The organism is Streptococcus sp. FSL R7-0248 (assembly GCF_037967965.1).
Classification (GTDB): Bacteria; Bacillota; Bacilli; order Lactobacillales; family Streptococcaceae; genus Streptococcus.
This window is the reverse complement of sequence record NZ_CP150201.1, coordinates 1,404,508-1,430,915: the sequence shown is the minus strand read 5'-3', so window position 1 is coordinate 1,430,915 and position 26,408 is coordinate 1,404,508. Positions and strand designations below refer to the sequence as shown.

Sequence of the window (26,408 nt, the reverse complement as noted above, 5' to 3'; positions counted from 1 at the left end):
TTTTTAACAAGATAATCGTAAATGTTAAAAAATGTCATAATTGGGTTCTGTTTGTATGACAGTGATTGATGATATGAAAAAGGAAGTTGACAGTTGGTCGACTTCCTTTTGTGTTGGGTAATTGACCATAGTCACTTGTAAATGACTATCGAAGGATATGTCCAACCCCGTCATTATCGAAGTAATAAGTAACGTGATTGATTGTCAAGGTTACATTATCAGCACGATTACCAGAGCCAGGAAGATAATAGTAAGTCTTACCACCTAAAATGATGAGTTTATCTTTAGCTTGTATGCCCTTATATTGTCCGTAATCATCATCGTAGAAGTAGACATGCTTGCCATCGATAACTCTTCTACCAGTCAGAATATTTCCCTTACTATTTGCATAATACCAGTTATTTTTGTATTCGAAGTATTTTCCGGTTACAAGTGCACCAGTCTCTTTGTCATAGTAGTGTCTATTGTAGTTTGAATAGCCGAAGTCACCTTTCACTTTCTCACCGTAATTAAAGTAGTACTGAATTCCGTCCAAATACTTAGCACCGTCAAACTTATTTCCTTCTTTATCAACATAAAACTCTTTGCCCCCATCCTCAACCAATCTATCTGTTACTAAAGCACCGTTATCTTTATCGTAATAGTGATTATCAGGAGCAAAATGGCCTTTATATTGAACACCATTGGTGCCGAAATAAACGTTGACGTTATCAATGGTATGAGCACCAAGGAGGAGGTCACCCTTGTCATTTACATAGTACCAGTTACCTTCGGAATCACTGATATAGCGGTTTCGTTCAGTTGATTGACTTTTAATGCTGAGGACACCAGATTGGTCTGCCACATAGGTCTTACCATCGAAATCAAAAGTTGTATCTTTGACTTTTCGACCGTTATTTTTATCAAAGTAGTAAACCTTGCCCTCGATATCAACGAACTCTCCCTTAGCTTGGCGATGAGTTCCTAAATGGAAATACATCTCATAGCTATCAATAGTTGCAGAGCCAACGACAGGAAATCCATGTTCATTATAGTAACGCCAGTACCCATCTTTACCTTGGACAAAATAAGCGCTCTTAGGTCGAAGGTCCTTAAAATCACTAGAAATGAATTTACCAACCCCATCATTATCAAATTCATAGATATTTGGAAATTCTCTCAGAATATAGTGAGTTGGAATATTCAATCGTATATTTCTAGCGATGGTACCATCACTGTAGAAGTAATAGTTGTTGAAAAATCTGTGTACGACCATATTTCCATCATCTTGGAAATAGTACTTATTACCATTGATGGTTTGCCATCCTGTGACTGGTAGGCCATCGGCACCAAAATAATACCGTTCGAGTTCAGGATGTTCATTATTGAAAAAATTTGAATATACAGCTTCGTCAAATCTTACTTCTTTAGCATAGTTTTCCTCAGGAATAAATCGTCCAGCTTTGAAGGTGACGAGGCGGTTCGTCACAAGGGCGCCGTTATCTGGGTCGTAAAAATAGGATTTACCATTGACCTTACGGCGTTCACCCTTGACCTGTCTACCATCTGAGTCAAAGTAATAGGTTAAGCCGTCAATAGTTTGTGGTCCAGTAACTAGCTTTCCATCTGTATTCATATAATACCAATGCCCAGCATTATCTTGTAGAAAAGCTGGATGGTTATTAGCTAATGTTACGACGCCACTAGCATCAATATTTAGTTGGAAGTCACCATTCTTGAGATGAGTGTCTTTAATTAATTGCCCAGGATTTTCTTTGCCAGCATCTCCAAAAAGATAGAGTTTGTCACCAACCACGTTCAATCCGTAGCTAAGTTGGTCGTTTCTATCAGGATTAAAGTAATAGGTTTGTCCTTTGATATCTTGTAAGCCAGAAACTCGCACCCCATCGCTACCTAGATAGTAAGTTTGACCATTTTCTTCAACAAATTCATCATGGAGCATACGTGCACTATCTGTAAAGTAATAGAGTTTTCCATCAATGGTTTCGAAACCAGGATGTTCTCGCTCTTTTTTGAAATAATAGCGTTCTCCATTAATATCTTGCCATCCCATAAGCTTATTACCGTTATTATCGTAGTAATAAGTAACGTAATAAGGATGTCTTAAGGTAATAAGACTACCTACATAGTTAACTGTTTCGATGCGTTCTTCTTGTTCGGTGACAAATCCATTTCTTTTTTCAGTAAAGGCAGAACGGTCAGTTCCTCTCGTGGTATTTTCGTTTGGGATATCACCAACAGATGACACATTCTCAGCTGTAACACTTTCACTAGTCGTTGTACTTACCTCGGAATGTGCAGTTTCAGAACTAGCTGCTTCCGAACTAGCTGTGCTTGTCACTTCAGAGCTTAGTTTTTCAGAGACTGTTTCTGTTGAAGCAACTTCTGAGGCAGCTACTGGTGCTTCTGATACTGTGGCAGCCTCGTTTGAAGCGGTAGCAGGTGTGTTTTCTGTAGGTTTAGCTGTGGCTTCATTAGTTGCTGGAGCCTCGACGTCAATGGCGCCTTCTTTGATGATGGCTTCAACAGTCGCTTCATTAACAGGGGTAGGGTGTTCTTCAGCTGAAGCGTAGTTAAGGCCTGCAAAACTCAATCCTAAAGTGAGTCCTGTCACTGCAATAGTTACCCAATGTTTTTTAACTTTGTGAAGTTTAAAATGTACTTTCTTTTCCATGATAATTCTCCTTTCATTTTAAACTTTTTACATATCAAAAAATAAGGGCTGTCATAAGAGTTTATGAAAAGTGAGCATTGGGTAGAGTCCCTAAAGTTGTGGGGCAATTTTTTAATGACAATCCTTATTTTTCCAAGTCTCCTCATTTTTTGTATTGTGAGGCTGTTCAAGGCAAACATGAGTCCTGATGAAATGATTCTAGAAAAACGAGAGCCGTTCGAAATTTTCCTCCTTTCTAAGCATGGAAAATCTCGTTTATTTTGGGTTTCTAAGACACAAAAAACTAGAGCTTACTAGTATGAGGTGTCTCCTCTAGAGCTCTAGTTTGAAATGATGCTGTATTTTTAGAAATGAGCCCTAGTTTGATGGTTCAAAGTGACTCAGGAAAAGTGACTCAGGAATGGTCATCCTACTATGATTCTTATTTAGGCATTAGGCAACTAATGCCAATCTTTTAGATAATCCCCAAGTGTCCTTTGAAGCAAAATTAAAACGCTTACACGTCCACCTAGTTTCATTATAATCCTTTTTTAAGAATAAACAATAGAAACTAATAGAATTATCAAAAATGTTAAAGAAGTGACATAAAAGATTCTATATTTAGTTTCGTTAGTCAAATAAGAATTCACCTGTGTAAATCATTTATATTTTTAATTTTTGCTATTCATAGACAGACTATGGTCTTAGTCAGATGAAAAAAAGTAGTCTTTCTATCTAAAAATTTCTTTTCAGAATTATCTTTTTAAGGGTTACTTCTCTCATAGTTTTGCTATCTCTTAAGGTTAATTGAAGCTTACTTTAATGTTCAAAAGCCTTTAAGGATAAGCATTTGAAGGTGTTTGAAAATCGAAAACTTTCTATTTAGGACCTTACATGCGGTGTAAGGTCTCATTTTCAGTGATCAAAGTTAATAAAACTGAGCGCGTGGCAGAGATTTATGAAGAAAAGATGATTTTTTCCTATTTGTAATTTGTCTGAATATATCATAGAGTAGAGACAACAACAGAAAAAGGATGATTGATATAGATGGAAAATAAGGTACGTTTTAAACTACACAAGGTTAAGAAAAACTGGGTAACTATCGGGGTGACGACCCTCTCAATGGTTGCCTTGGCAGGTGGAAGTCTCCTAGCTCAAGGAAAAGTAGAGGCTGATGAGACAAGCACGCCAAATGGAGATGGCTTACAGCAACTAAGTGAGGATGGCACTGCCAGTCTAGTGACGACCACAAGTGTTACTGAGCAAGCTAGTGCGCAAGCAAGTGTGTCAGCAGTAGCAACAGCCAGCGTAAGTCACGAAACAAGCTCTCAGGTGGTAGCAAGTGTGGTTAGCCAAGAGACAACTGCTCAAGCACAAACTAGTCAAGTTGCCAGTCAGGGGGTGGCAGTTTCTTCACAAACTCAAGCTAATGCCCAAGAAACACAGACTACTGAACAGGCTTCACAAGGTCAGACATCGACTCAGGTAGCTGGGCAAACAAGTACTCAGTCCACTCCTAGAGTCTTGACCAATGCAGCACCAGCAATCGCCACACGCGCTGCTGACAGCACTATTCGTATCAATGCTAACCGCAACACTAACATCACGATTACGGCCAGCGGTACGACACCAAATGTAACCATTATCACAGGGCCAAACACTCCTAAGCCAAACGTGACGGTGACAAGTCCAAATGGCACAAGACCAAATGTGACCATTGTAACGCAGCCAAATCAACCGTCCGAACCTAATAAGCCAGTCCAACCAAGTCAGCCAAGTCTTGACTATAAACCAGTAGCTTCCAACTTGAAGACTATTGATGGCAAGCAGTATTATGTTGAAAATGGCGTTGTGAAAAAGAACACAGCGATTGAACTTGATGGTCGTCTTTATTATTTCGGTGAGACTGGGGCTATGGTGGATCAAAGTAAACCTTTGTATCGTGCCGATGCCATTCCAAATAACTCTATCTATGCGGTTTATAACCAGGCCTACGACACGTCAAGCAAGAGTTTTGAACACTTGGATAATTTCTTGACGGCTGATAGCTGGTACCGTCCAAAACAGATTTTGAAGGATGGGAAGAATTGGACAGCTTCAACTGAGAAAGATTATCGTCCCCTTTTGATGACTTGGTGGCCAGACAAGGTGACACAAGTCAACTACCTCAACTATATGAGTCAACAAGGCTTTAGTGATAAGGCCTATACGACTGACATGATGAGCTATGACTTGGCAGCTGCTGCCGAAACGGTGCAACGAGGAATTGAGGAACGTATTGGTCGCGAGGGCAATACCACTTGGCTTCGCCAGTTGATGTCAGATTTCATCAAAACACAGCCTGGCTGGAACTCTGAGAGTGAGGACAATCTTTTAGTTGGTAAGGACCACTTGCAAGGAGGCGCTCTGACCTTCCTCAATAATAGTACGACAAGTCATACCAATTCAGATTTCCGGCTCATGAACCGCACACCGACTAACCAAACAGGAACACGCAAATACCATATCGACCGTTCAAATGGTGGTTACGAGTTGCTCTTGGCTAACGATATCGACAACTCTAACCCAGTTGTTCAGGCCGAGCAACTAAACTGGCTCCACTACATCATGAATATTGGTTCTATCCTTGGCAATGATTCAAGCGCCAACTTTGATGGTGTCCGTATCGATGCGGTGGACAATGTGGATGCGGACCTCTTGCAGATTGCTTCTGATTACTTCAAGGAAAAATACCGTGTGGCTGATAATGAAGCTAATGCCATTGCCCACTTGTCTATCCTTGAAGCTTGGTCATACAACGACCACCAATACAACAAGGATACCAAGGGTGCCCAGTTGTCCATTGACAATCCGCTACGTGAAACGCTTTTGACGACTTTCTTGCGTAAGAGCAATTACCGGGGCAGCTTGGAACGTGTCATTACTAACTCTCTTAACAACCGTTCAAGTGAGCAGAAACACACGCCTCGTGATGCCAACTACATTTTCGTGCGTGCTCATGATAGTGAAGTGCAAGCTGTTTTGGCTAATATCATCAGTAAGCAGATTAATCCAAAAACAGATGGTTTCACCTTCACCATGGACGAGCTCAAACAGGCCTTCGAAATCTACAATGCGGACATGCGCAAGGCTGATAAACAGTACACTCAGTACAATATCCCAGCTGCCTATGCCACAATGTTGACCAATAAAGACAGTATCACTCGTGTTTACTACGGTGATCTCTTTACCGACGATGGCCAATACATGGCTCAAAAATCACCATACTATAATGCCATTGATGCTCTGCTCCGTGCTCGCATCAAATATGTAGCAGGTGGCCAAGACATGAAGGTTACTAAGCATAACGGCTATGAAATCATGTCATATGTGCGTTATGGTAAGGGTGCAGAAGAAGTTAATCAGCTTGGTACTGCTGAAACACGTAACCAAGGAATGCTGGTCCTCACAGCCAATCGTCCAGATATGAAATTGGGAGCAAATGACCGTCTGGTGGTTAATATGGGATCTGCCCACAAAAATCAAGCCTATCGTCCATTACTTCTCAGCAAATCGACAGGGCTTGCGACCTACTTCAAGGATTCTGATGTCCCAGCTGGATTGGTTCGCTATACGGACAATCAAGGGAACTTGACCTTCACGGCAGACGATATTACTGGTCATTCAACTGTTGAAGTTTCAGGCTATTTAGCGGTTTGGGTGCCAGTAGGTGCTTCAGAAAACCAAGATGCCCGCACCAAGGCTTCGACGACTAAGAAGGGTGAGCAGGTCTTTGAATCCTCAGCAGCTCTCGACTCACAGGTCATCTATGAAGGCTTCTCAAACTTCCAAGACTTCGTTAAGACCCCAAGTCAGTATACCAACCATGTCATTGCACAAAACGCCAAACTCTTCAAAGAGTGGGGAATTACTTCCTTTGAATTTGCGCCACAATACGTGTCTAGCCAAGACGGCACTTTCTTAGATTCTATCATTGAAAATGGCTATGCCTTCGAAGACCGTTACGATATTGCCATGAGCAAGAACAACAAATACGGTTCGCTCAAAGACCTCATGGATGCCCTTCGTGCCCTTCACGCTGAAGGTATCTCAGCCATTGCTGACTGGGTTCCAGACCAAATTTACAACCTTCCTGGAAAAGAAGTGGTAACAGCCTCACGTACCAACAGCTACGGGACACCACGTCCAAATGCTGAAATCTACAATAGTCTCTACGCAGCTAAAACACGTACCTTTGGAAATGACTTCCAAGGCAAGTATGGTGGTGCCTTCCTTGATGAGTTGAAAGCTAAATACCCTGCAATCTTTGAGCGCGTGCAGATTTCAAACGGCCGTAAATTGACAACCAATGAGAAAATCACGCAATGGTCAGCCAAGTATTTCAATGGAAGCAATATCCAAGGTACTGGGGCTCGCTATGTCTTGCAAGATAATGCTACAAATCAATACTTCAGCCTTAAAGCAGGTCAAACCTTCCTTCCTAAACAAATGACTGAAATCACAGCAACTGGTTTCCGTAGGGTGGGAGACAAGGTCCAATACTTCTCAACGAGTGGCTACCTTGCCAAGAACACCTTCATTCAAGTCGGTGCTAACCAGTGGTATTACTTTGATAAGAACGGCAACATGGTCACAGGTGAACAGGTCATTGATGGCAAGAAATACTTCTTCCTAGACAATGGTCTCCAGCTACGTCATGTCCTTCGCCAAGGCAGTGATGGTCACGTCTATTACTACGATCCTAAAGGGGTTCAGGCCTTTAATGGATTCTATGACTTTGCGGGTCCTCGCCAAGATGTTCGCTATTTCGATGGCAACGGTCAAATGTATCGTGGCCTCCACGACATGTATGGCACAACCTTCTATTTTGATGAAAAGACTGGTATTCAAGCCAAAGACAAGTTCATCCGCTTTGCAGACGGCCGCACGCGTTACTTCATCCCAGATACAGGAAATCTCGCGGTCAACCGATTTGCGCAAAATCCTGAGAACAAGGCTTGGTATTACCTCGATAGCAACGGTTATGCCGTGACAGGACTCCAAACCATTAACGGTAAGCAGTATTACTTTGACAATGAAGGCCGTCAGGTTAAGGGACACTTTGTCACAATCAATAACCAACGTTACTTCCTTGATGGTGATAGCGGTGAAATTGCTCGCTCACGCTTTGTGACGGAAAACAACAAGTGGTACTATGTCGATGGCAATGGTAAACTGGTTAAAGGTGCTCAGGTCATCAACGGTAATCACTATTATTTCAACAATGATTATAGTCAAGTCAAGGGTGCCTGGGCCAACGGCCGTTACTATGATGGTGACTCAGGTCAGGCCGTAACCAACCGCTTTGTCCAAGTTGGTGCCAACAAATGGGCTTACCTCAACCAAAATGGTCAAAAGGTAGTTGGTCTTCAACATATTAATGGTAAACTTTACTACTTTGAAGGTAACGGTGTCCAAGCTAAAGGGAAACTTCTGACATACAGAGGCAAGAAATACTACTTTGATGCCAATAGTGGTGAAGCCGTAACCAATCGCTTTATCCAAGTTTCTCGCGGTGTTTGGTATTGCTTTAACGCCTCAGGCCAAGCTGTAACCGGAGAACAAGTCATCAACGGTCAACACCTCTACTTTGACGCTTCTGGCCGTCAGGTCAAAGGCCGTTACGTTTGGGTTAAAGGCCAACGTCGTTACTATGACGCCAATACTGGAGCTTGGGTCAGAAAACGATAAGGGGCAGAAGAAAATGTGATTTTGGGACTATCCTAGATGCTTTTGGATTAAAATTCAGTAGGTACCTTCCCAGTCTCACCACTTTTAAGCACTTGAAACATTTTGTTTCAAGTGCTTTTCTTTTATTACTATCTCTTGATATGCCAAGTAGATTGTAAGCAAACAATGAGTTTGATTAATAGATTCCTCAATAAACTGCTTACTTTAGCTTTAAATTATGCTTAGTCCTTTAATGAAGGAAGAGCTAAAACGGCTAAACATCGGAGTTTCTGTGTGAATTTAAGAAAATCTGAACGTTTTTTGGAAACGGTTTCTAACATATAAAAGCTATAGCTATATATCTTAGGCTTGTTTTTTCAAATGGATTATGGGTAGAAGGTTAGTCTTATGAGACTAGAGTTATGCATCTGTAATTGTATTCGTTTCCAAAATCCCTTAACATAGAATAGAGAAATAAAGTTATATTGAAAGGTGTATGTTATGGAAAAGAAAGTTGGATTTAAGTTGCACAAGGTCAAGAAAAACTGGGTGACTATTGGAGTTAGTACGCTGTCGATGGTTGCACTTGCGGGTGGAGCCCTTTTGGCAGACCAATCGGCACAAGCAGATGAAGTGTCACTTCCTAATGGTGATGGTTTTGAACAAACAGATTCAGGCATTGAATCAAGTGCATCATTGATTAATGAAAGCTATTCACCAACCTTGACAGAAGATGCTGGCCGTTTGTCAGCGGTGTCATCTAACTATGGAAGTCAAACAAGCTCAGGCTACGAGTCTTCATCATCTGCCTCAACAGGAGGCTCATCACAGACTGTGGTAGGTGGTGGATCTGGTCAAGTGAGTTCGTCACAATCTTCTCAAGTCGTAGGAACACAAAACTCTAATTCATCACAAACGGGTTCTGCTTACCAATCAAGTAGCAGCTCGGCATCAGTAAGTGCTAGTGCGTCAAGTTCTTCAAGCTCATCAAGCTCAGCTTGGTATTCTTATTCGTCGTCATCATCATGGTCATCATCATCGTCAGCTAGCGGTTTTGCGACAATTACGACGAGTTCGTCTGACTCAAACGGCATTCATTGGAATGGTGGTCGAAACACGACAATCACCATCACAGCCTCAGGAACTACGCCGAATGTTACTATCGTTTCGAATTCTAATAAACTGTTTCCAAACATATCAGTAGGGCATTCGAATGGTTCAAATGCTAATGTCACTATCATTTCACAAGGTAACCAGCAAAATAACTCAGGTTACCAAATCATCACAGGTGAGACTAAACCAAGTGTTGATTCAAACAATGCCAAGTCTTCATTTGTCCGTGTAGGTGAAAATCAATGGTATTATTACGATCAATATGGTCAAAAGGTCAAAGGTGAGAAGGTTATCGATGGTAAGGCTTATTACTTCCTTGAAAATGGTCTTCAAGCTCGTGACTCACTTGTTAAAGGTAGCGATGGTTACACCTATTACTATGATAAAAATGGTGTGAAAGCTATCAACGGCTTCTACGATTTTGCAGGTTATCGTAAGGATGTACGCTATTTCGATTGTTATGGTCACATGGCTACTGGTCTCCTTGAAATGGGTAGCACAACCTTCTACTTTGATACACAAACAGGTATCCAAGCTAAAGACAAATTTATTCGCTTCTCAGATGGCCGTATCCGTTACTTTATCCCTGATACTGGTAATATGGCTGTAAATACCTTTGTTCAAAATAAAGAAAACCAAGCTTGGTACTACCTTGATGAACATGGTTACGCTGTGACAGGAAAACGTATCATCAATGGTAAAGAATACTGTTTTGACTCAGAAGGCCGTCAAATCAAAGGTCAGATGATGCAACAAGGCAACAAGCAATACTACATTTCTGCCCAAACAGGTGAAATGGCTGTGTCACGCTTTATCTTTGAAAACAACAACTGGTATTATGCGGATGCTTTTGGTTGCCTCGTTCAAGGTGCCAAAGTGATTGATGGTAAACTCTATTACTTCAACAAAGACCATAGCCAGCTAAAAGGTGGCTGGGCTGAAGGACGTTACTATGATGCCGTCACTGGTCAAGCAGTCATCAACCAATTCATTCAAATTGCGGCTAACCAATGGGCGTACCTTAACCAAGATGGTCACAAAGTGACAGGTCTTCAAAATATTAACAATAAAGTTTACTACTTTGGTAGCAATGGTGCTCAAGTCAAAGGTAAATTGCTCACTGTCCAAGGTAAGAAATGTTACTTTGATGCCCACAATGGTGAGCAAGTGGTAAACCGCTTTGTCGAAGCTGGACGTGGTTGCTGGTATTACTTCAACGCAGCAGGTCAAGCAGTGACTGGAAAACAGGTTATCAATGGCAAACAGCTTTACTTTGACGGTTCAGGTCGTCAAGTTAAAGGACGTTATGTTTATGTTGGTGGTAAACGCCTCTTCTGCGATGCCAAAACTGGTGAATTGAGACAGCGTCGTTAATTAATATGTACTTTAAAATCTAGAGCGAATTTTTCCTTTTCCTATCTAAATTATTATTATTTTCCTATCATAACTCTAGATGATTAAATAGACGAAAAAGCCAGCATTAGCTGGTTTTTTGAGTTGTTTTAGAGAAACTGTCAGTGTACACCCAGATGCTTTTTTTATGCTTAAATCCTAATAATTTTATCCCTCTCATATTCGCAAGGAGGAGCTATAGCCGTGTTATAATGGGTATTATATTTGCATGTAGGAAAAAAGAGTTAGAGGTAGTTATGGGGAACTATTTTCGTTAAACTCGAGGTGTAATTGACCTTCTAAAGGAGAGAAATCATGGTTATCTTGGCTTGGAGTATCATTGTCATATTATTTATCTTCATTTCGAATTATTACTTTTATAAAACAGACTTCAGACCACGAAAATACCCATTACTCTATGCCATTATTGAAACCATAGGTGCCTTTTTCACTAGGTGGTAGTACATGGAAAATGAGTAAAAAATAGCAATCAAGCGTTTTGTGGACTACTAAATATGGAAAGCATCGCGACCTCCTAACCCATAAACCACGCATACTTTAGCAGGATTTTGCTAGTCCCCGTAACCAAGCCTTTATTTCATCTTAGAAATGAAGGTTTTTTTATTTAAAAATAAATTAATATTGTTGGATGATTCTATCGTCTAAAAAAGTCTTAGTCCTAACGATTTTAGCTGGTTTTATGTTATCCTTAGTGCATTTGTTCACAAGGTGTATTTATTAGGCAGATTATTAAAGGACGTTTTCTGAGAAAACGAAGGTAGATACATTAAACTGATATTACAGTTGTGTAATTGTATTCCCTTGTCAAATAGCTTATGATAGAAGTAATATAAGGGAAAAAGGTAAATATTATGGAACAAAAAGTACGCTTTAAAATGCATAAAGTGAAGAAGAATTGGGTGACTATTGGGGTGACAGCACTCTCAATGGTTACTGTTGCTGGTGGAACTTTGTTGGCGGATCAACAGGTTCAGGCCGATGAGCAAAATCCTGCGAATCAGTCGGGTGATAGCAGTCAAGATTTGCTTCGAGAAGCGCCTGCCACAACTAATGATGCAGCAACTACAGTAGCACCAACTATTTCAGCAGATGCTAATACTGCGAGCGTGGCTATTCCTGTCGCAGATGCGACTAGCACGACAACCGATGTTACAGATAGGGCAGCGGCACCTACTACAACTGCAGCGACAGTTGATACTAACTCAGGTCAAGCTGCACCAAGTACAAATGTGCAAGCAGCTGCAGCTGATACGAGTGCTACAACGAAAGATACAAATAATGCGACTGCAACAGCTACTACAGACCGTGCAGCAACAACTGAGACGGCAAATACAGAAGCTCGTACACGTAGTCGTCGTGCCTTGGCAGAAACTCGTGAAGCCAATACCAATACAGCGACTGGTATCCAATGGATTAACGGCAAACAATACTATGTCAATAGTGACGGTAGTGTGCGTAAGAACTTCGTCTTTGAGCAAGATGGGAAGTCATATTACTTTGATGCTGAAACAGGGGCTCTTGCGACCAAGTCACAGGATGAATTTTCAACAGAACCTATCAAGGCAACTGTGGATTTTTCATCTGGAAATCAGCTCTACAAAAACGATAACAAATCTTTGGACCAACTCGACACCTTCATCACAGCAGATGCTTGGTACCGTCCAAAGAGTATTCTTAAGGATGGTAAGACTTGGACAGCTTCAACTGAAGCGGACAAACGTCCACTCTTGATGGTTTGGTGGCCTGACAAATCAACTCAGGTTAACTACCTAAACTACATGCAAAATCAAGGTCTTGGTGCGGGATCATTTTCAACCAACTCTAGCCAGGAAAGTCTAAATCTAGCTGCTAAAGCTGTTCAGACTAAGATTGAAGAACGTATTGCGCGTGAAGGCAATACCAACTGGTTGCGTACAAGTATCGACCAGTTCATCAAGACTCAGCCAGGTTGGAATAGTAGCACTGAAAATAGTTCATACGACCACTTGCAAGGTGGACAGTTGCTCTTTAACAACAGTAAGGGTGATACTGGTAACCGTACTAGCTACGCCAACTCTGATTATCGTCTACTTAACCGCACACCGACTAATCAGACGGGTACACGTAAGTACTTCAAGGACAATTCTATCGGTGGTCTTGAGTTCTTGCTTGCCAACGATATTGATAACTCAAACCCAGCTGTTCAGGCGGAGCAACTTAACTGGCTCCACTTTATGATGAATATCGGAAGTATCATGGCCAATGACCCAACTGCTAACTTTGACGGTTTGCGTGTCGATGCTTTGGACAATGTGGATGCTGACCTTCTCCAAATCGCTTCAGATTACTTCAAAGCAGCCTATGGTGTTGACAAGTCCGAAGCTAATGCGATCAAACACTTGTCATACTTGGAAGCGTGGTCTGCTAACGACCCATATTACAACAAGGATACTAAAGGGGCACAACTGCCGATTGATAATGCCCTTCGTAATGCTCTTACCAACCTTTTGATGCGTGATAAAAATACACGTATGCAGCTTGGGGACATGACTGCTTTTATGAATAGTAGTTTGAATCCACGTGGTGCTAACGATAAAAACGGTGAGCGTATGGCCAACTATATTTTCACCCGTGCCCACGATACTGAAGCGCAAACCATTATCCAACGTATCATCCGTGATCGTATCAATCCAAATCTGTTTGGTTACAATTTCACCCGTGATGAAATCAAGAAGGCCTTCGAGATTTACAATGCGGATATCAATACAGCTCACAAGACTTATGCGTCTTACAACTTGCCATCTGTCTATGCCCTCATGTTGACCAACAAGGACTCTGTAACACGTGTTTATTATGGAGACCTCTACCGTGAGGATGGTCACTACATGGCCAAGAAGACGCCTTACTTTGATGCCATCGATACCCTTTTGCGTGCCCGTATCAAGTATGTAGCTGGTGGTCAAGACATGGAAGTGAAGAAAGTCGGAAATGACGGCCTCTTGACATCAGTTCGTTATGGTAAAGGTGCCAATAACAGAACTGATTGGGGAACTGCTGAAACCCGTACGCAAGGGATGGGTGTCATCATGACCAACAACTATGATTTCCGATTGGGTAGCAATGAAACTGTAACGATGAATATGGGTAGAGCCCACCGTAATCAGCTTTACCGTCCATTGCTTTTGACGACTAAGGATGGTCTAGCAACCTACCTCAACGATTCTGATGTACCTTCAAACCTTCTTAAACGTACCGACTGGAATGGGAACTTGACCTTCAATGCCAATGATATTTTTGGTGTGGAAAATGTGCAAGTATCAGGTTACCTCGGTGTCTGGGTACCAGTCGGGGCTAAGGCTAACCAAGACGCACGTACACAGCCAAGTAACCGTGCCAATAGCGATGGTCAAGTTTACAAGTCTTCAGCAGCCCTTGATTCGCAAGTCATGTATGAAGCCTTCTCAAACTTCCAAGCTTTTGCGGACGATCAGCCAGAACTTTACATGAACCGTGTCTTGGCTAAGAACACTAATTTGCTCAAAGCTTGGGGTGTTACGTCTGTTGGACTTCCACCACAGTACGTTTCAAGTAAGGATGGTACCTTCCTTGATTCAACAATTGACAATGGTTATGCCTTTGACGACCGTTATGATATGGCCTTGAGTCAAAATAACAAGTATGGCTCACTTGATGACCTCCTTAATGTCCTTCGTGCCCTCCACAAAGATGGTATTCAAGCCATTGCTGACTGGGTGCCAGACCAAATTTATAACCTTCCAGGAAAAGAAGTAGTTAATGCCACACGTGTTAACGGCTACGGTTATCACCAACAAGGTTATCAAATTGTGGACCAAGCCTATGTGGCAAATACCCGCACAGATGGCACAGACTATCAAGGCAAGTACGGTGGTGCCTTCCTTGATGAGCTGAAAGCTAAGTACCCATCTATTTTCAACCGTGTGCAAATCTCAAATGGTAAGCAATTGCCTACGAATGAAAAGATTACCAAATGGTCTGCTAAGTACTTCAACGGAACTAACATCCTTGGACGAGGCATCAACTTTGTCCTTCGTGATGACAAGACCAACCAGTACTTTAATACTTCAGCCAACGGCCAACTCTTGCCAACACCACTTCGTGATACAGGTGCCATCACAAGCACTCAAGTCTTCCAACGTCGTGGACAAGATGTTTACTTCCTTCGTGATAATCAAGTCATCAAGAATGAATTTGTTCAAGACGGTAACGGTAACTGGTATTACTTCGGTGCTGACGGTAAGATGACCAAGGGTGCCCAAAACATCAATAGCAAGGATTACTATTTCTTTGATAATGGTGTTCAATTGCGTAATGCCCTTCGTCGTGCTAGCAACGGCTATACCTACTATTACGGTCTAGACGGTGCCATGGTTAAGAATGCCTTCGTTGATTTTGATGATAAACGTAAGCAAGTCCGTGCCTTTACAACACAAGGAACCATGGTAGTGGGTAACCTTCATTGGAGTGGTCACCATTTCTACTTTGACCGTGAAACTGGTCTTCAGGCTAAGGATCGCATTGTCCGTACCGATGATGGTAAATTGCATTACTATGTTGCTGGAACCGGTGATATGGGACGCAATGTCTTTGCGACTGATAGCAGCACAGGTAAACGTTATTACTTTGACGCTGATGGTAACACTGTGACAGGCTCACGCGTCATTGACGGTAAGACTTATTACTTTAACCAAGATGGTAGTGTCGGTACGGCCTACAGCAACCGAGCTGATTCTATTATCTTTGAAAATGGTAAGGCGCGTTATATCACACCAGCAGGCGAAATTGGACGCAGCATCTTTGTCTACAACCCAGCAACTAAGGCATGGAACTACTTTGATAAAGAAGGTAACCGTGTCACTGGACGTCAATACATTGATGGTCACCTCTATTACTTCAAGGAAGATGGTAGCCAAGCTAAGGGTGAAATTATCGAAGAAAATGGCATTAAGTATTACTATGAGCCAGAATCAGGTATTCTTGCTAGCGGACGCTACCTCCAAGTTGGTGATGATCAGTGGATGTACTTCAAACAAGACGGTTCACTGGCAATCGGTCAAGTTCGTGCTGATCATGGATACCTTAAGTACTTTGATAAAAATGGTATCCAAGTCAAGGGTAAAACCATTGTTGAAGATGGTAAGACTTATTACTATGATGCCCACAGTGGAGCTCTTGTAACAAGCAGCTTTGCTGAGATTGCACCAAACCAATGGTCTTACTTCAATACTGATGGCCAAGCCCTTAAAGGCAAGTGGACTATCAATGGCAAGGAATACTACTTTGACCAAAATGGTATCCAATACAAGGGCAAAGCAGTTAAGGTCGGTAGTCGTTACAAGTACTATGACGAAAACGATGGTCAACCTGTAACCAACCGCTTCGCTCAAATCGAGCCTAACGTCTGGGCTTATTTCGGAGCAGATGGCTATGCCGTGACAGGGGAACAAGTCATCAATGGCCAACACCTTTACTTTGACCAATCAGGTCGCCAAGTTAAAGGTGCCTACGTCACAGTCAATGGCCAACGTCGTTACTACGATGCCAACACTGGCGAATATGTCCCAGGAAGATAAGCAGTAGTAGCCCATGTAATTGACTAGAGAACACACAGCCGAGAATGAGGGAAAATTCTCAAGAAGAAAGATCGTGAAAACGGTCTTTTTTTGTAGAGTATTTTAATAAAATAAAAAAATCCATAACACCTTTAATATCTCAATGATATAGTTATTATGGATTTTTGTTTAATTGAGGTAACAAACAGGAAGTACGTAGTATATTATAAATGTTTACTTGCTTCAGATATAAGTTCTTTCACATGTTCTCTAAAGTTTTTTTCAAACTCTAAAAATTTTTCAGGATTATTACGTAATTCGCTCGCTAAAAATTTATTTTTATTTATATTAATTTTTTTAACTTGTTTTTTGTTTATATTAATTGCAATTCCATCATTGTACATTTGTCCATGACTATCACCAGATGTGTAAACAGAATTAAATTGGTTATAAGAAGAGTAAATATTAATTCCTTGTCCCTTTCCTCGAGTTATTTTTATTCGATTAAATTCATTTGGTATTCCCGAGAATCCGTCTGGGAGAGGTAAATCACGATTGATAGTTTTTTCTTTACCGAATTCTTTTGGTTTAGCTAAGTTGAAGTGATCTTCGCCGACAAGACTATTAAATAGTTTTCTAATAACGTATTGGACATCTTCATTAGGTTTGTGATTTTGCACTATTTTGCTACTTATAACTGAATCAGAGTTACCTATTGCAACGGTATTTGATAAAGTCATTTTTTCTATAAGTTTTTGGAATTTATCGCGTTCTAACTGGGTGCTTTTAGACTCAAGTAGTACCTTTAAATTACTATAAAAATTTCTAAAATCCAGTTTATCTTGTTTGTTTTTTAAGGTAAACTCCCCATTGATAGATAGTAAAGCGTTGTAATCGGCATTTTGTTGTAATTCAAATGTGTTCTCAAGCAAATCGATGAGATAATCTTCTGTATCTTCTATATCATCGGAACAGTTATTTAATGAGTGCAAGATATAATTATATGCATCCTCGAATCGTAATTGAAAACAAACTATTGCGATAAGAAGCGCTTGCTCGTGAGATTTAATCGATTTACTATTATCGATATAAGTTAGAAGGCTGACAGAGTTAAATAATCTATTGATACTGCGAGGATTACTACCGATAGAGTTTTTGATTAATTGGGTTACATTTGAACGAGTTGCGTCATCAAATGAGAAATTAATACGTTTGAGTGAGGTATTAATATAATTTTCTAAATCATAATTGGCAATGGGTACAGTAAATGGTACTTGGATAATTTTTTCAAAAAATGCCTTCCCTTTGTCGTCATCTAAGTCATCTCCATATTTTCCTTTAGTACCTCTAATGACAACGTTATAATCAATTGCCAAGACAAAGACGCAGTGTTGACAATCTAAAAAGAGTTTCAGAATTTCTAAAAGTTCAATGGCTTTTTCAGGGATAAGGCGATCTAAGTCGTCAATAAATATTACAATTCTATCATAATTGTTATTTTCTATCGCTTCGTCGATAACTGACTGTAGATTATTTTTTAGGTTTTTGATGTTATCAGATTTCTCCTCAAAACTATTTAGGTATTCTTGAACCTTTTCAGTTATCTTCTCACCATTTAAGATTCCAAGATCCATATTTAAATATTCAATTCCTTTAGAAAAGGCCCCTCTAGTCTTTTTGAAAAAATCTTTCTTTTTAGATTCAGAAACCTCGAGCTCAGATATTAAATCCGTAATTAAAGCAACAGCTAAGTTATTCCCCATCTCAAATTGTGAATACTGCCAAGTGTTAAAAAAAATGGTTTTTGCATTTTTGGAATTGGTACTTTGATTATAATCCATCAATTTATCTTCTACTTGGTACATAATACTCGTTTTTCCAGTGCCCCAATCCCCTTGAATAGCGATTGTTAAAGGAGTCTCACATTCCATAATAAATTTTGATAATCCTTGTATATAATTCTTGATATTAAATTCATCTTGATGTGCTGGAATATCTGAAAATGATTTTGACATGATAGGTCCTCATAAACTTTCTTCTGATTATTATAATATAAGTATTTAATTTTAAAATAAAGGGGAACAGAATATATAGCTAGTCTTCAATGTATATTATAACAAATAAAAATAATAGAAATTACATTTAAAAGAAGTAATCGTTTGATTACTTCTTTTTATCTGTTTGTGCTAAATTTGGACCATTTGTGGCAGAAGGATATTTTTAGTCTTGAATTTGATATGCTAGATGTGTATAATGATGTCACAGCGAACTATTAAAAGAGGTCGTTGCTCATGACAACACAAACATTAACCAATTTAATTCACTTGCTCGACCTAATCTTGCTACAGGTTATAGGAGGTAATCCAGATGACAAAAAGTAACAACAACCAAATTACGGATATCTTAAACAATATCTATAATCTGATTGTAAATCCAGAAACAACTGAAAATGAGAGAGAGTTGCTTGTCAAGTTTAAAAATGAAATAGAAGTTGGGAAGAAGAATAATGATGAACTTCTAGCAGAATTATGCAGAGCTATTCAAGTTCTAGCAGTCCGCAATCTTTCTAAAGGCAAATCACTGAGTTCTGGAGTGAGTGACTTGAGTAAGACACTCACAGAATTCCAAGAAAAATCAGAACGTAACTTTAATCTAGCAAGAGGATTAACATCACTCGGCAGTTTGTCTTTTAAATGATTTATCTGCTTGTGATGATTAGTAAATGACCAAAAAGATCAACTGAATTCAACCTGCTAAGTTGGATTTAGTTGATCTTTTATTGTTCTTATTTTGAGTGTTATAATACCTAATTTTCGCTATTTAAGAAAATAAAGAGAAGTAATCGTCTGATTACTTCTTTTTGTCTCCCAAAAACAGCTTGCTAAAATCAGTGTTCTAATGATATAATACAAGTATATTAATCTAATTTTCTAAGGAGTATCTATGAAAAAGCGTAAGAAAATTATTCTTGGTTCCATAACGGGAGCTTTGGCCTTGGCTCTTGTAGGAGGTGGTTTTTGGGCTTATAAAACCTTTGTCCCACAAGAAACGCCGATTGACAAGAATGCAACGGTAGCCTCAAATTTTTACCAAGCTGTTAACAAGGACTGGCTTCTAAAAACCAAAATTCCTGCTGATTCTCCAAGCATTGATAATTTTTATACTTTAGATGAAGATATCAAAGGAAAGCTAAAGAAGGATATCAAAAATTTAGGGGAGGGCAAGGAAACGTCAGATATTACAGGGATGTCTGAGTTTATCACCTTCTACAAGGCTGCTAGTGATTACAAGCAACGTGAGAAAGATGGCCTTGAACCTCTCAAACCTTATCTAAAAGAGATTGAGGATATCAAGGATGTAAATGATTTGGCCAGTAAATCTGCTAGCTTGACTGATAAAGGGATTCCTCTTCCATTTGGTTATGACGTAGGAACTAACGCAGAGAATACCAGCCAAAAACAAATCCAATTGAGTCCCCCAAGTATCTTATTGCCAGATGTGTCTATTTATAAAGACGAGGCCAGCAAGAAACAATATTTGACTCCAATCGAAACAGCCACGCAAAAAGCCTTGGAAATGCTTGGATATAGCGAGAAAAATAGTAAACGCATTGTCAAAGAAGCACTGGAGTTCGACGAAATCATTGCTAAGTACAGTCTCAGTAACGAAGAGATGTCTGAAAGTAAGAATTTGGTTCACCCTAAAACAGCAGAAGAGATTAATGCCTACTCTGGTTCCTTCAAATTATATGATGTCATTAAAGGCATTATGGGACGTGATTTAGAAACCATCAATGTCCCTAATACCAAGTATTTTGAGAATTATAGTAAGATCGTCAATCAGGACAATTTTTCTAAAATAAAATCATGGATGTTGGTTCAAGAAGCTATGGCAGCGTCAAATTCTCTAACAGAAGATTACCGCTTAAATTTTCAATCGATTAGCATGGCTATTATGGGCACACAGAAGCCAGTTTCTAAGGAAGATACGGTTTACGAGATGAGTGTCAATCTGTTTAGCGATGTCATGAGTGTCTATTATGGACGTAAATACTTTGGTGAGGAAGCCAAGACTGATGTGACAGGCATGATTGATAAAATCAAAAATGTCTATCGTGGCCGTCTTCAACAGAATGATTGGTTGACGGAAGGCACACGCAACAAGGCCATCGAAAAGTTGGATAAAATGAAGGTTTTTGTAGGTTATCAGGAAGATGTCGATCCTGGTACTAAGGAACTACATCTTGACCCGAACAAGTCCTTCTTTGAATTGTCAGAAGACATTGCCCAGTTCGGAAAACGTTATACCATTGATCATTTTGATGAGCCTATTGATAAGAATAAATGGTCTGGTTCTGCTTTTGATATCAATGCCTATTACAACCCAGAAAGCAATAGCATCAACTTCCCAGCTGGCATTTTGCAAGCTCCATTTTATGACAAGAACCAAAGTACTGAAAAGAACTATGGTGGTATCGGTGTCGTGATTGGACATGAAATTACCCATGCCTTTGACTCCAATGGTGCCGATTATGATGAGAACGGTGACATGCATAATTGGTGGACAAAAGCAGATAGTAAAGCTTTCGACAAGAGGATCAAAGCCTTTGAAGATCAGTGGAATGGTTTGGAAATTTACGGGACTAAGGTAAATGGAAAACTCACAGTCACTGAGAATGTCGCAGATGCTGGCGGTCTTTCGTCCACACTCCAAGTGCTCAAAACAGATATGACAAAACCTAACCTCAAGGATTACTTTGAGAACTACGCAAATATTTGGAAACAAAAGGCTAGCCTACAGTACAATAAATATACCATGGTACAAGACGTCCACGCACCAAATGAGTTACGTGTTAACCAACAACTTAAAAACCTTCCTGAGTTTTATGAGGCCTACCCTCAAATCAAAGAAGGGGATGCTATGTACTTAGCACCAAGCAAACGCATTAGTTTGTGGTAAAAAGTCTTGCTGTTTTGAAATCAAGAAGAAGAGAATTTGGAATGGAAACATTCCAGATTCTCTTTTTATGTTGTCGCTTTGGGGAATCATTTTCTAGTGTTATAATATTGCTATTAAGGAAAGGATTCAAGAATGAAGCATAAAAGGAATCTGATAGAAGATAATAAAAGGGGTGAGAATCAGAGCTTTCTCTATTTCCTACACGAGGAGAAAAAATTTGACGTAAAGGCACTTGATGATTTGTGTCACTACATCATAGAACTGGATAAAATCAGCCTAGAGCAGTTGAGAGATATTCATTATATTGAAAATCAAATACTACGCCATCTCGTGTATCATTTTGATGATAATGATTTAAGTAAAATCTCAAATCTCCCTTTTGAGTACTGGGAGCATATAGAGCCCTTTGAACGTTTGGTGGCATGTTTGTATGAGGGTGATGGTGAGAAAGAATAGTTGAACTTATAGTGGTTTTTATATAGAAAATCATCAGTAAAGGAGTATAGATGAAACATCGTATTGCAATTTTGTCAGATATTCATGGGAATACAACAGCTCTTGAGGCAGTTATTAAGGATGCACAAGAGTTGGGTGCAACAGAATATTGGTTAATGGGGGATATTTTATTACCTGGACCAGGAAGAAATGAACTCTTTGAGCTCTTGTCTTCTATTCCGATAACAGCCACCGTTCGAGGAAATTGGGATGATTGCGTTTTGGAGGCTTTAGATGGGGAATATGGTCTAGAGGACCCTCAAGAAACTCAGCTCCTGAGACTTACCCAGTATTTGATGGAAGAACTAGATTCTAAATATGTTGATTGGATACGTTCTATGCTTCTGGTTGTGAAGAAGGAAATCAATGGGATTCGTTTTTCTTTGACGCATCACTTACCGGAGAAGAACTACGGAGGTGAGTTACGTCCAGCTAATGATACCAGTCACTTTAATCAGTTATTAGATGATCAAACAGATATGGCGATTTACGGTCATGTGCATAAGCAACTGCTTCGCTATGGTAGTAAGGGGCAACAAATTCTCAATCCTGGTACGATTGGGATGCCCTATTTTGATTGGTCACCTCTACAAAATCACAGGGCCCAGTATGCTATTATAGATGTCGAAGAAGATGGTCTTACTAATCTCCAATTTCGAAAGATTGCCTATGATTATGAAGCAGAGTTGCAGTCAGCCAAAGATAAACAGTTGCCCTATATCGAGCTTTATCAAGAGTTACGTAGAAATGACATTTATCCAGGTCATAACAAAGACTTGTTAGAGACTTTGAATCAACAGTATGGCTATGCTAAAGATGTCAAAGACTATTTTGATTTGAAGTAGATTTATGAAAGAGATTTTGCAGGTAGCTTTACTAGGTTTTAGAAAACAAAAAGAAAACACCAGAAAAAATGATTTCTGGTGTTTTTGAATAGATTTTGGCAAAAATGAAGTATTTTTCAAATGGTTGCTGTTTTTAAATTATTGTTGAATATTAATCCTTTTTCTCTGTAGCTACGCCATTTTCGTCAATAATATAGGTTTTTCCATCTTTTTCAAGAGTAGTGTTAGTAGTAATCGGAGAACCCTTTGAGTAGGGACTAACTGATATCGGATTTTCAAAATGATAAAGTTTACCATCAAACTCTGCCCATTCGCCACTTAAAGGTGTAGTCAAATAAATTTCAGGGGTGAAATAATAGAGCCTATTATCTTCTAACCGAATGACACCTGTTTTTACAACTCCATTTTCATCAGAAACACAGAAATTTTCCCAAGAGATGTCTGTAGCTGTATTCCTTAGAAGTCGTCCTTTGGGGCCCAAAAGATAGGTCTTTCCATTGATATTTTGTAGATATGTTCGGTCTTCAGCTCCCCATGGTGGGCTAATATAGTAGGTTTCATTATTGTGATTAACCCACCCGAACTGTAGATGACCGTCCTTATCAGCATAATAGTATTTGTAGTTGCCGTCAATATCATTAGCAAGCATACTACCGTCTTTTTTGAAGAAATAATCGAAATCTCCTATCTTGTATGTATCATTTCGAACTTGGTAGCCATCTTCTTTAAAATAAACACGTTTACCGTCAATAGTTGCCCAACCAAAGATCTGGCTTCCATCCTCGCCAAAATAAGTATATTTTTTAGAAAAGTAATCGCCTGTTTCATGGAATTTATTTACGAACATAGCACCAGTATCTTTATCGAAGAAATAGTATTTTCCATCAAGCAGAAGGCGTTTTCCTTTTGCTTGTTTTCCAGTTGGATCAAAGTAGTATTTTTGATGATTAATAATTTGAAGTCCAGTGGCTAACTGTCCATTCTCTTTAATATAAGCCCAATCACCATCTCTATCTTGAATAAATTGTCCAGGTTTATTCATAGTTACATAACCATTTTGGTCAATGACATAACGAATACCATTAAGTTCAAGTGTTCGGTTAGTCCACATAGCTCCGCTGTCTCTATCGAAATAATGTGTTTGACCGTCAATTTCGACAAGTCTTCCCTTAGCTTGTTTGCCCTCTTTATCAAAGTATAGAGTGACATTATCTATTGAATGGAGTCCTGTGACAGCTTTTCCCTCGTTATCAAAGTAGTACCAATTCCATGCATCATCGTGTTCGAAACGATTTGTTAGTTTAGTTTCGGTCGCTACTCCTTTATCATCAATGAGGTAGGCTTTTTTATTGTAAACTAAGGTCTTGGAAACTGTGAGAGGGGAAGTTTCGGAAAGCGAACTTGTTCTATTGAAAGCATAGAATTTATTATCACTTTGAATTACAGTTTCTTCAATCTTAGTTAAATCTGTGTTTTCTGGAAGTAGATGTCCGATGTAGAAATCATTGTTTTCATCAAGATAGTATAGATTACTATAATTATCACGAATAATACGTTTAATCTTATCGGTCTTTGTTCGTACTCCGTGGTCAATAATGTCTACTTCTTCCCTGACGGTATGGGTATAACTTCTTCCACCATTCTTGTAAGTTCTGTTTATGCTAGGCTCTAAGTGGTATAGCTTATCATCAATCGTTTTCCAAGTAGGTGTTGTAACTGTAAACATTTTGGGGATATTGCTATTATCAAAATAGATATTTTCAAAATAATAGAGTTTACCATTATTTGCAGTGCTAACACCAGTAAGTAGAACTCCATCCTTATCTGTACCTACGATGCCAGAGTAGTATGCATCATAATCCAGTTCCTGACGTCCGAGTAAAGGTCCGAGATAGTTTTTTAGAAGTTTGCCTTCAAAATAGTAATAGTCCTTGCCTCCTTTATTGACTATACCAGTGACTGGTGAACCAGAATTTGAAAAATAGTAGTCATCACCATTAATATGATGTTCTCCGGTTAGTACTTGGCCAAATTTATTGGAGCGATAGCTAGTATTTAAAGTTCCAACAAAGACACGTAATGACTGAATATAAAAGGCATCTTTTACCAATTTTCCATGATTATCAAAGAGGTAGTTTTGTCCTTTGAAGATAGTAAGATCATTTTCAACTCGACCCTTATAATCAAAATAATAAAGTTGATCGCCAACTCGATGCCATCCATAGTAACGTCGACCATCAGAACCATAATAGACGTTATACGTTTTAGCAAATGGTTCCTGTCTTCTGATTTCAATAGACCAAGTATGCCAATAGTTGGTTTTTACAGCACCTGAATAGTGACTAAAATAGTAATGGAAGCCGTCTATGATTCTTTCGCCATTTTTCGCTTGACGACCTTCTTCATCAAAGTAAAGAGTTACTCCATCTACATTTTGCCATCCTCTTAGTTTTTCTCCTGTTGCGGTGTAATAATACCAGTTGCCTGAGGAATCCTCTTCGAAATGGCCACCAGAAACAAGTGGACGTTGAGGAAGTTTCTGTTCAGTTTCAATCAAAAGTCCATTAGCTTCTGCGTGGTAAGTTTTTCCATTAATAGTGATGTCGGTATTTATAACCTTATGACCACTATCCTTATCAAAGTAATAGGGTTCGATACCTATTGTAACGATTTCACCCTTGGCCTGAACACCGTCTGGGTAGAAATACATGTCGAAGCCATCTATAGTCTGTTCGCCTGTTAGAAGTTTCCCTTCTTTATCACTATAGTACCAGTTGCCGTCGTCATCCGACCAAAAACGGTCACGAACCAATTGGCCAGTATCTTTTTGAAAATAATAGGAATTTCCATCTAGGATGACAAAGGCATCTTTAGCTTGAACACCATTAGGGTAAAAGTAGAGTGGAATATTGTCAATAACTTGGCTACCAGTAAGTGCTTTCCCATCGTGGCCTAAATAGTACCAATTTCCATTCTTATCAGATGCAAAAGCATTACGGGTAAGTTGTCCACTATCTTTCTCAAAGTGATATGTTGATCCATTAACGTGACGGGTGTCTCCTTTGACTTGCTTACCATCGGCATCGAAGTAGACATTCACATTATCAATATTTTGCATACCAGTAAGTGCTTTCCCATCCTTAATATAGTACCAGCTGCCCTGATCATCGCTAGTGTAATGACCGCCGGATATTACAGGACTTTCTTCTACTTCATGGGCTGTATTTGTTTCAGAATGTGATGTTTCAGAGCTTACGACTTCACTGCTAGTAACAGTAGAGACTTCCGAACGAAAAGCTTGTTGAGAGTTAATTTCAGAAGTACTTGTTTCTGGAACAGTTGCTTCAGTGGTACTTAGGTCAGATTCAGTAGAAGTAGCTTCAGTGATGTTTTCTCTTGTATTGGGGGCGTCGAAAGATTTGTTTTCTTCTGGTTTAGTAATAACTTCATTAGTTGACGAGCTTACGACATCAATTGCGTTTTCTTGGATGCTGTTTTCAACAGTTGGTTCTGAGGTGGGGTGAGTCTGTTCAGCTGCGGACACATAGCCCAAGTTTGCAAAACTAAGTCCTAGAGCTAGACCAGTTACTGCAATGGTTACCCATTGCTTTTTTACTTTGTGAAGTTTAAAGTATACTTTCTTTTCCATGA

The 26,408-nt window shown here is 39.6% G+C and carries 10 protein-coding genes; 7 read left to right on the top strand and 3 right to left on the bottom strand.

Annotation, left to right across the window (positions count from 1 at the left end; all coding sequences use genetic code 11):
- Positions 1–145 precede the first annotated feature (145 nt).
- The gene (locus NYE32_RS06735) at positions 146–2,674 is read right to left on the bottom strand and encodes a KxYKxGKxW signal peptide domain-containing protein (protein ID WP_339156916.1); all 2,529 of its coding nucleotides are present in this window, start codon (positions 2,672–2,674) and stop codon (positions 146–148) included.
- Positions 2,675–3,700: 1,026 nt separating this feature from the next.
- Here NYE32_RS06735 and NYE32_RS06730 point away from each other — a divergent pair.
- The 3 genes from NYE32_RS06730 to NYE32_RS06720 all read left to right on the top strand — a co-directional run bounded on the left by NYE32_RS06730 (position 3,701) and on the right by NYE32_RS06720 (position 16,479).
- Complete coding sequence (locus NYE32_RS06730; RefSeq protein ID WP_339156914.1) at positions 3,701–8,383, top strand: glycoside hydrolase family 70 protein; 4,683 nt, start codon at positions 3,701–3,703, stop codon at positions 8,381–8,383.
- Positions 8,384–8,863: 480 nt separating this feature from the next.
- Positions 8,864–10,849, top strand: a complete 1,986-nt coding sequence (locus NYE32_RS06725; protein WP_183135773.1) for a KxYKxGKxW signal peptide domain-containing protein — start codon at positions 8,864–8,866, stop codon at positions 10,847–10,849.
- A gap of 890 nt (positions 10,850–11,739) precedes the next feature.
- Positions 11,740–16,479 (top strand): glycoside hydrolase family 70 protein, encoded by a 4,740-nt coding sequence (locus NYE32_RS06720; protein ID WP_339156913.1) that lies wholly within the window; start codon positions 11,740–11,742, stop codon positions 16,477–16,479.
- A gap of 203 nt (positions 16,480–16,682) precedes the next feature.
- On the opposite strand, the gene NYE32_RS06715 is transcribed toward NYE32_RS06720, so the two are convergent.
- Positions 16,683–18,473, bottom strand: coding sequence for a P-loop NTPase fold protein (locus NYE32_RS06715; RefSeq protein ID WP_156685323.1), 1,791 nt, complete (start codon positions 18,471–18,473; stop codon positions 16,683–16,685).
- 352 nt (positions 18,474–18,825) lie between these two features.
- On the opposite strand from NYE32_RS06715, the gene NYE32_RS06710 reads away from it, so the two are divergent.
- The 4 genes from NYE32_RS06710 (at position 18,826) to NYE32_RS06695 (ending at position 22,757) form a co-directional block, all read left to right on the top strand.
- Positions 18,826–19,155, top strand: coding sequence for a bacteriocin immunity protein (locus NYE32_RS06710; protein ID WP_156685324.1), 330 nt, complete (start codon positions 18,826–18,828; stop codon positions 19,153–19,155).
- 246 nt (positions 19,156–19,401) lie between these two features.
- The gene (locus NYE32_RS06705) at positions 19,402–21,417 is read left to right on the top strand and encodes a M13 family metallopeptidase (protein WP_156685325.1); all 2,016 of its coding nucleotides are present in this window, start codon (positions 19,402–19,404) and stop codon (positions 21,415–21,417) included.
- Between the two features lie 132 nt (positions 21,418–21,549).
- On the top strand, positions 21,550–21,873 hold the full coding sequence (locus NYE32_RS06700) for a hypothetical protein (protein ID WP_156685326.1): 324 nt from the start codon (positions 21,550–21,552) through the stop codon (positions 21,871–21,873).
- Positions 21,874–21,923: 50 nt separating this feature from the next.
- Positions 21,924–22,757 (top strand): metallophosphoesterase family protein, encoded by an 834-nt coding sequence (locus NYE32_RS06695; RefSeq protein WP_156685327.1) that lies wholly within the window; start codon positions 21,924–21,926, stop codon positions 22,755–22,757.
- 151 nt (positions 22,758–22,908) lie between these two features.
- Here NYE32_RS06695 and NYE32_RS06690 read toward each other — a convergent pair whose 3' ends face one another.
- Positions 22,909–26,406, bottom strand: a complete 3,498-nt coding sequence (locus NYE32_RS06690) for a KxYKxGKxW signal peptide domain-containing protein (protein WP_156685328.1) — start codon at positions 26,404–26,406, stop codon at positions 22,909–22,911.
- Between the last annotated feature and the right edge of the window lie 2 nt (positions 26,407–26,408).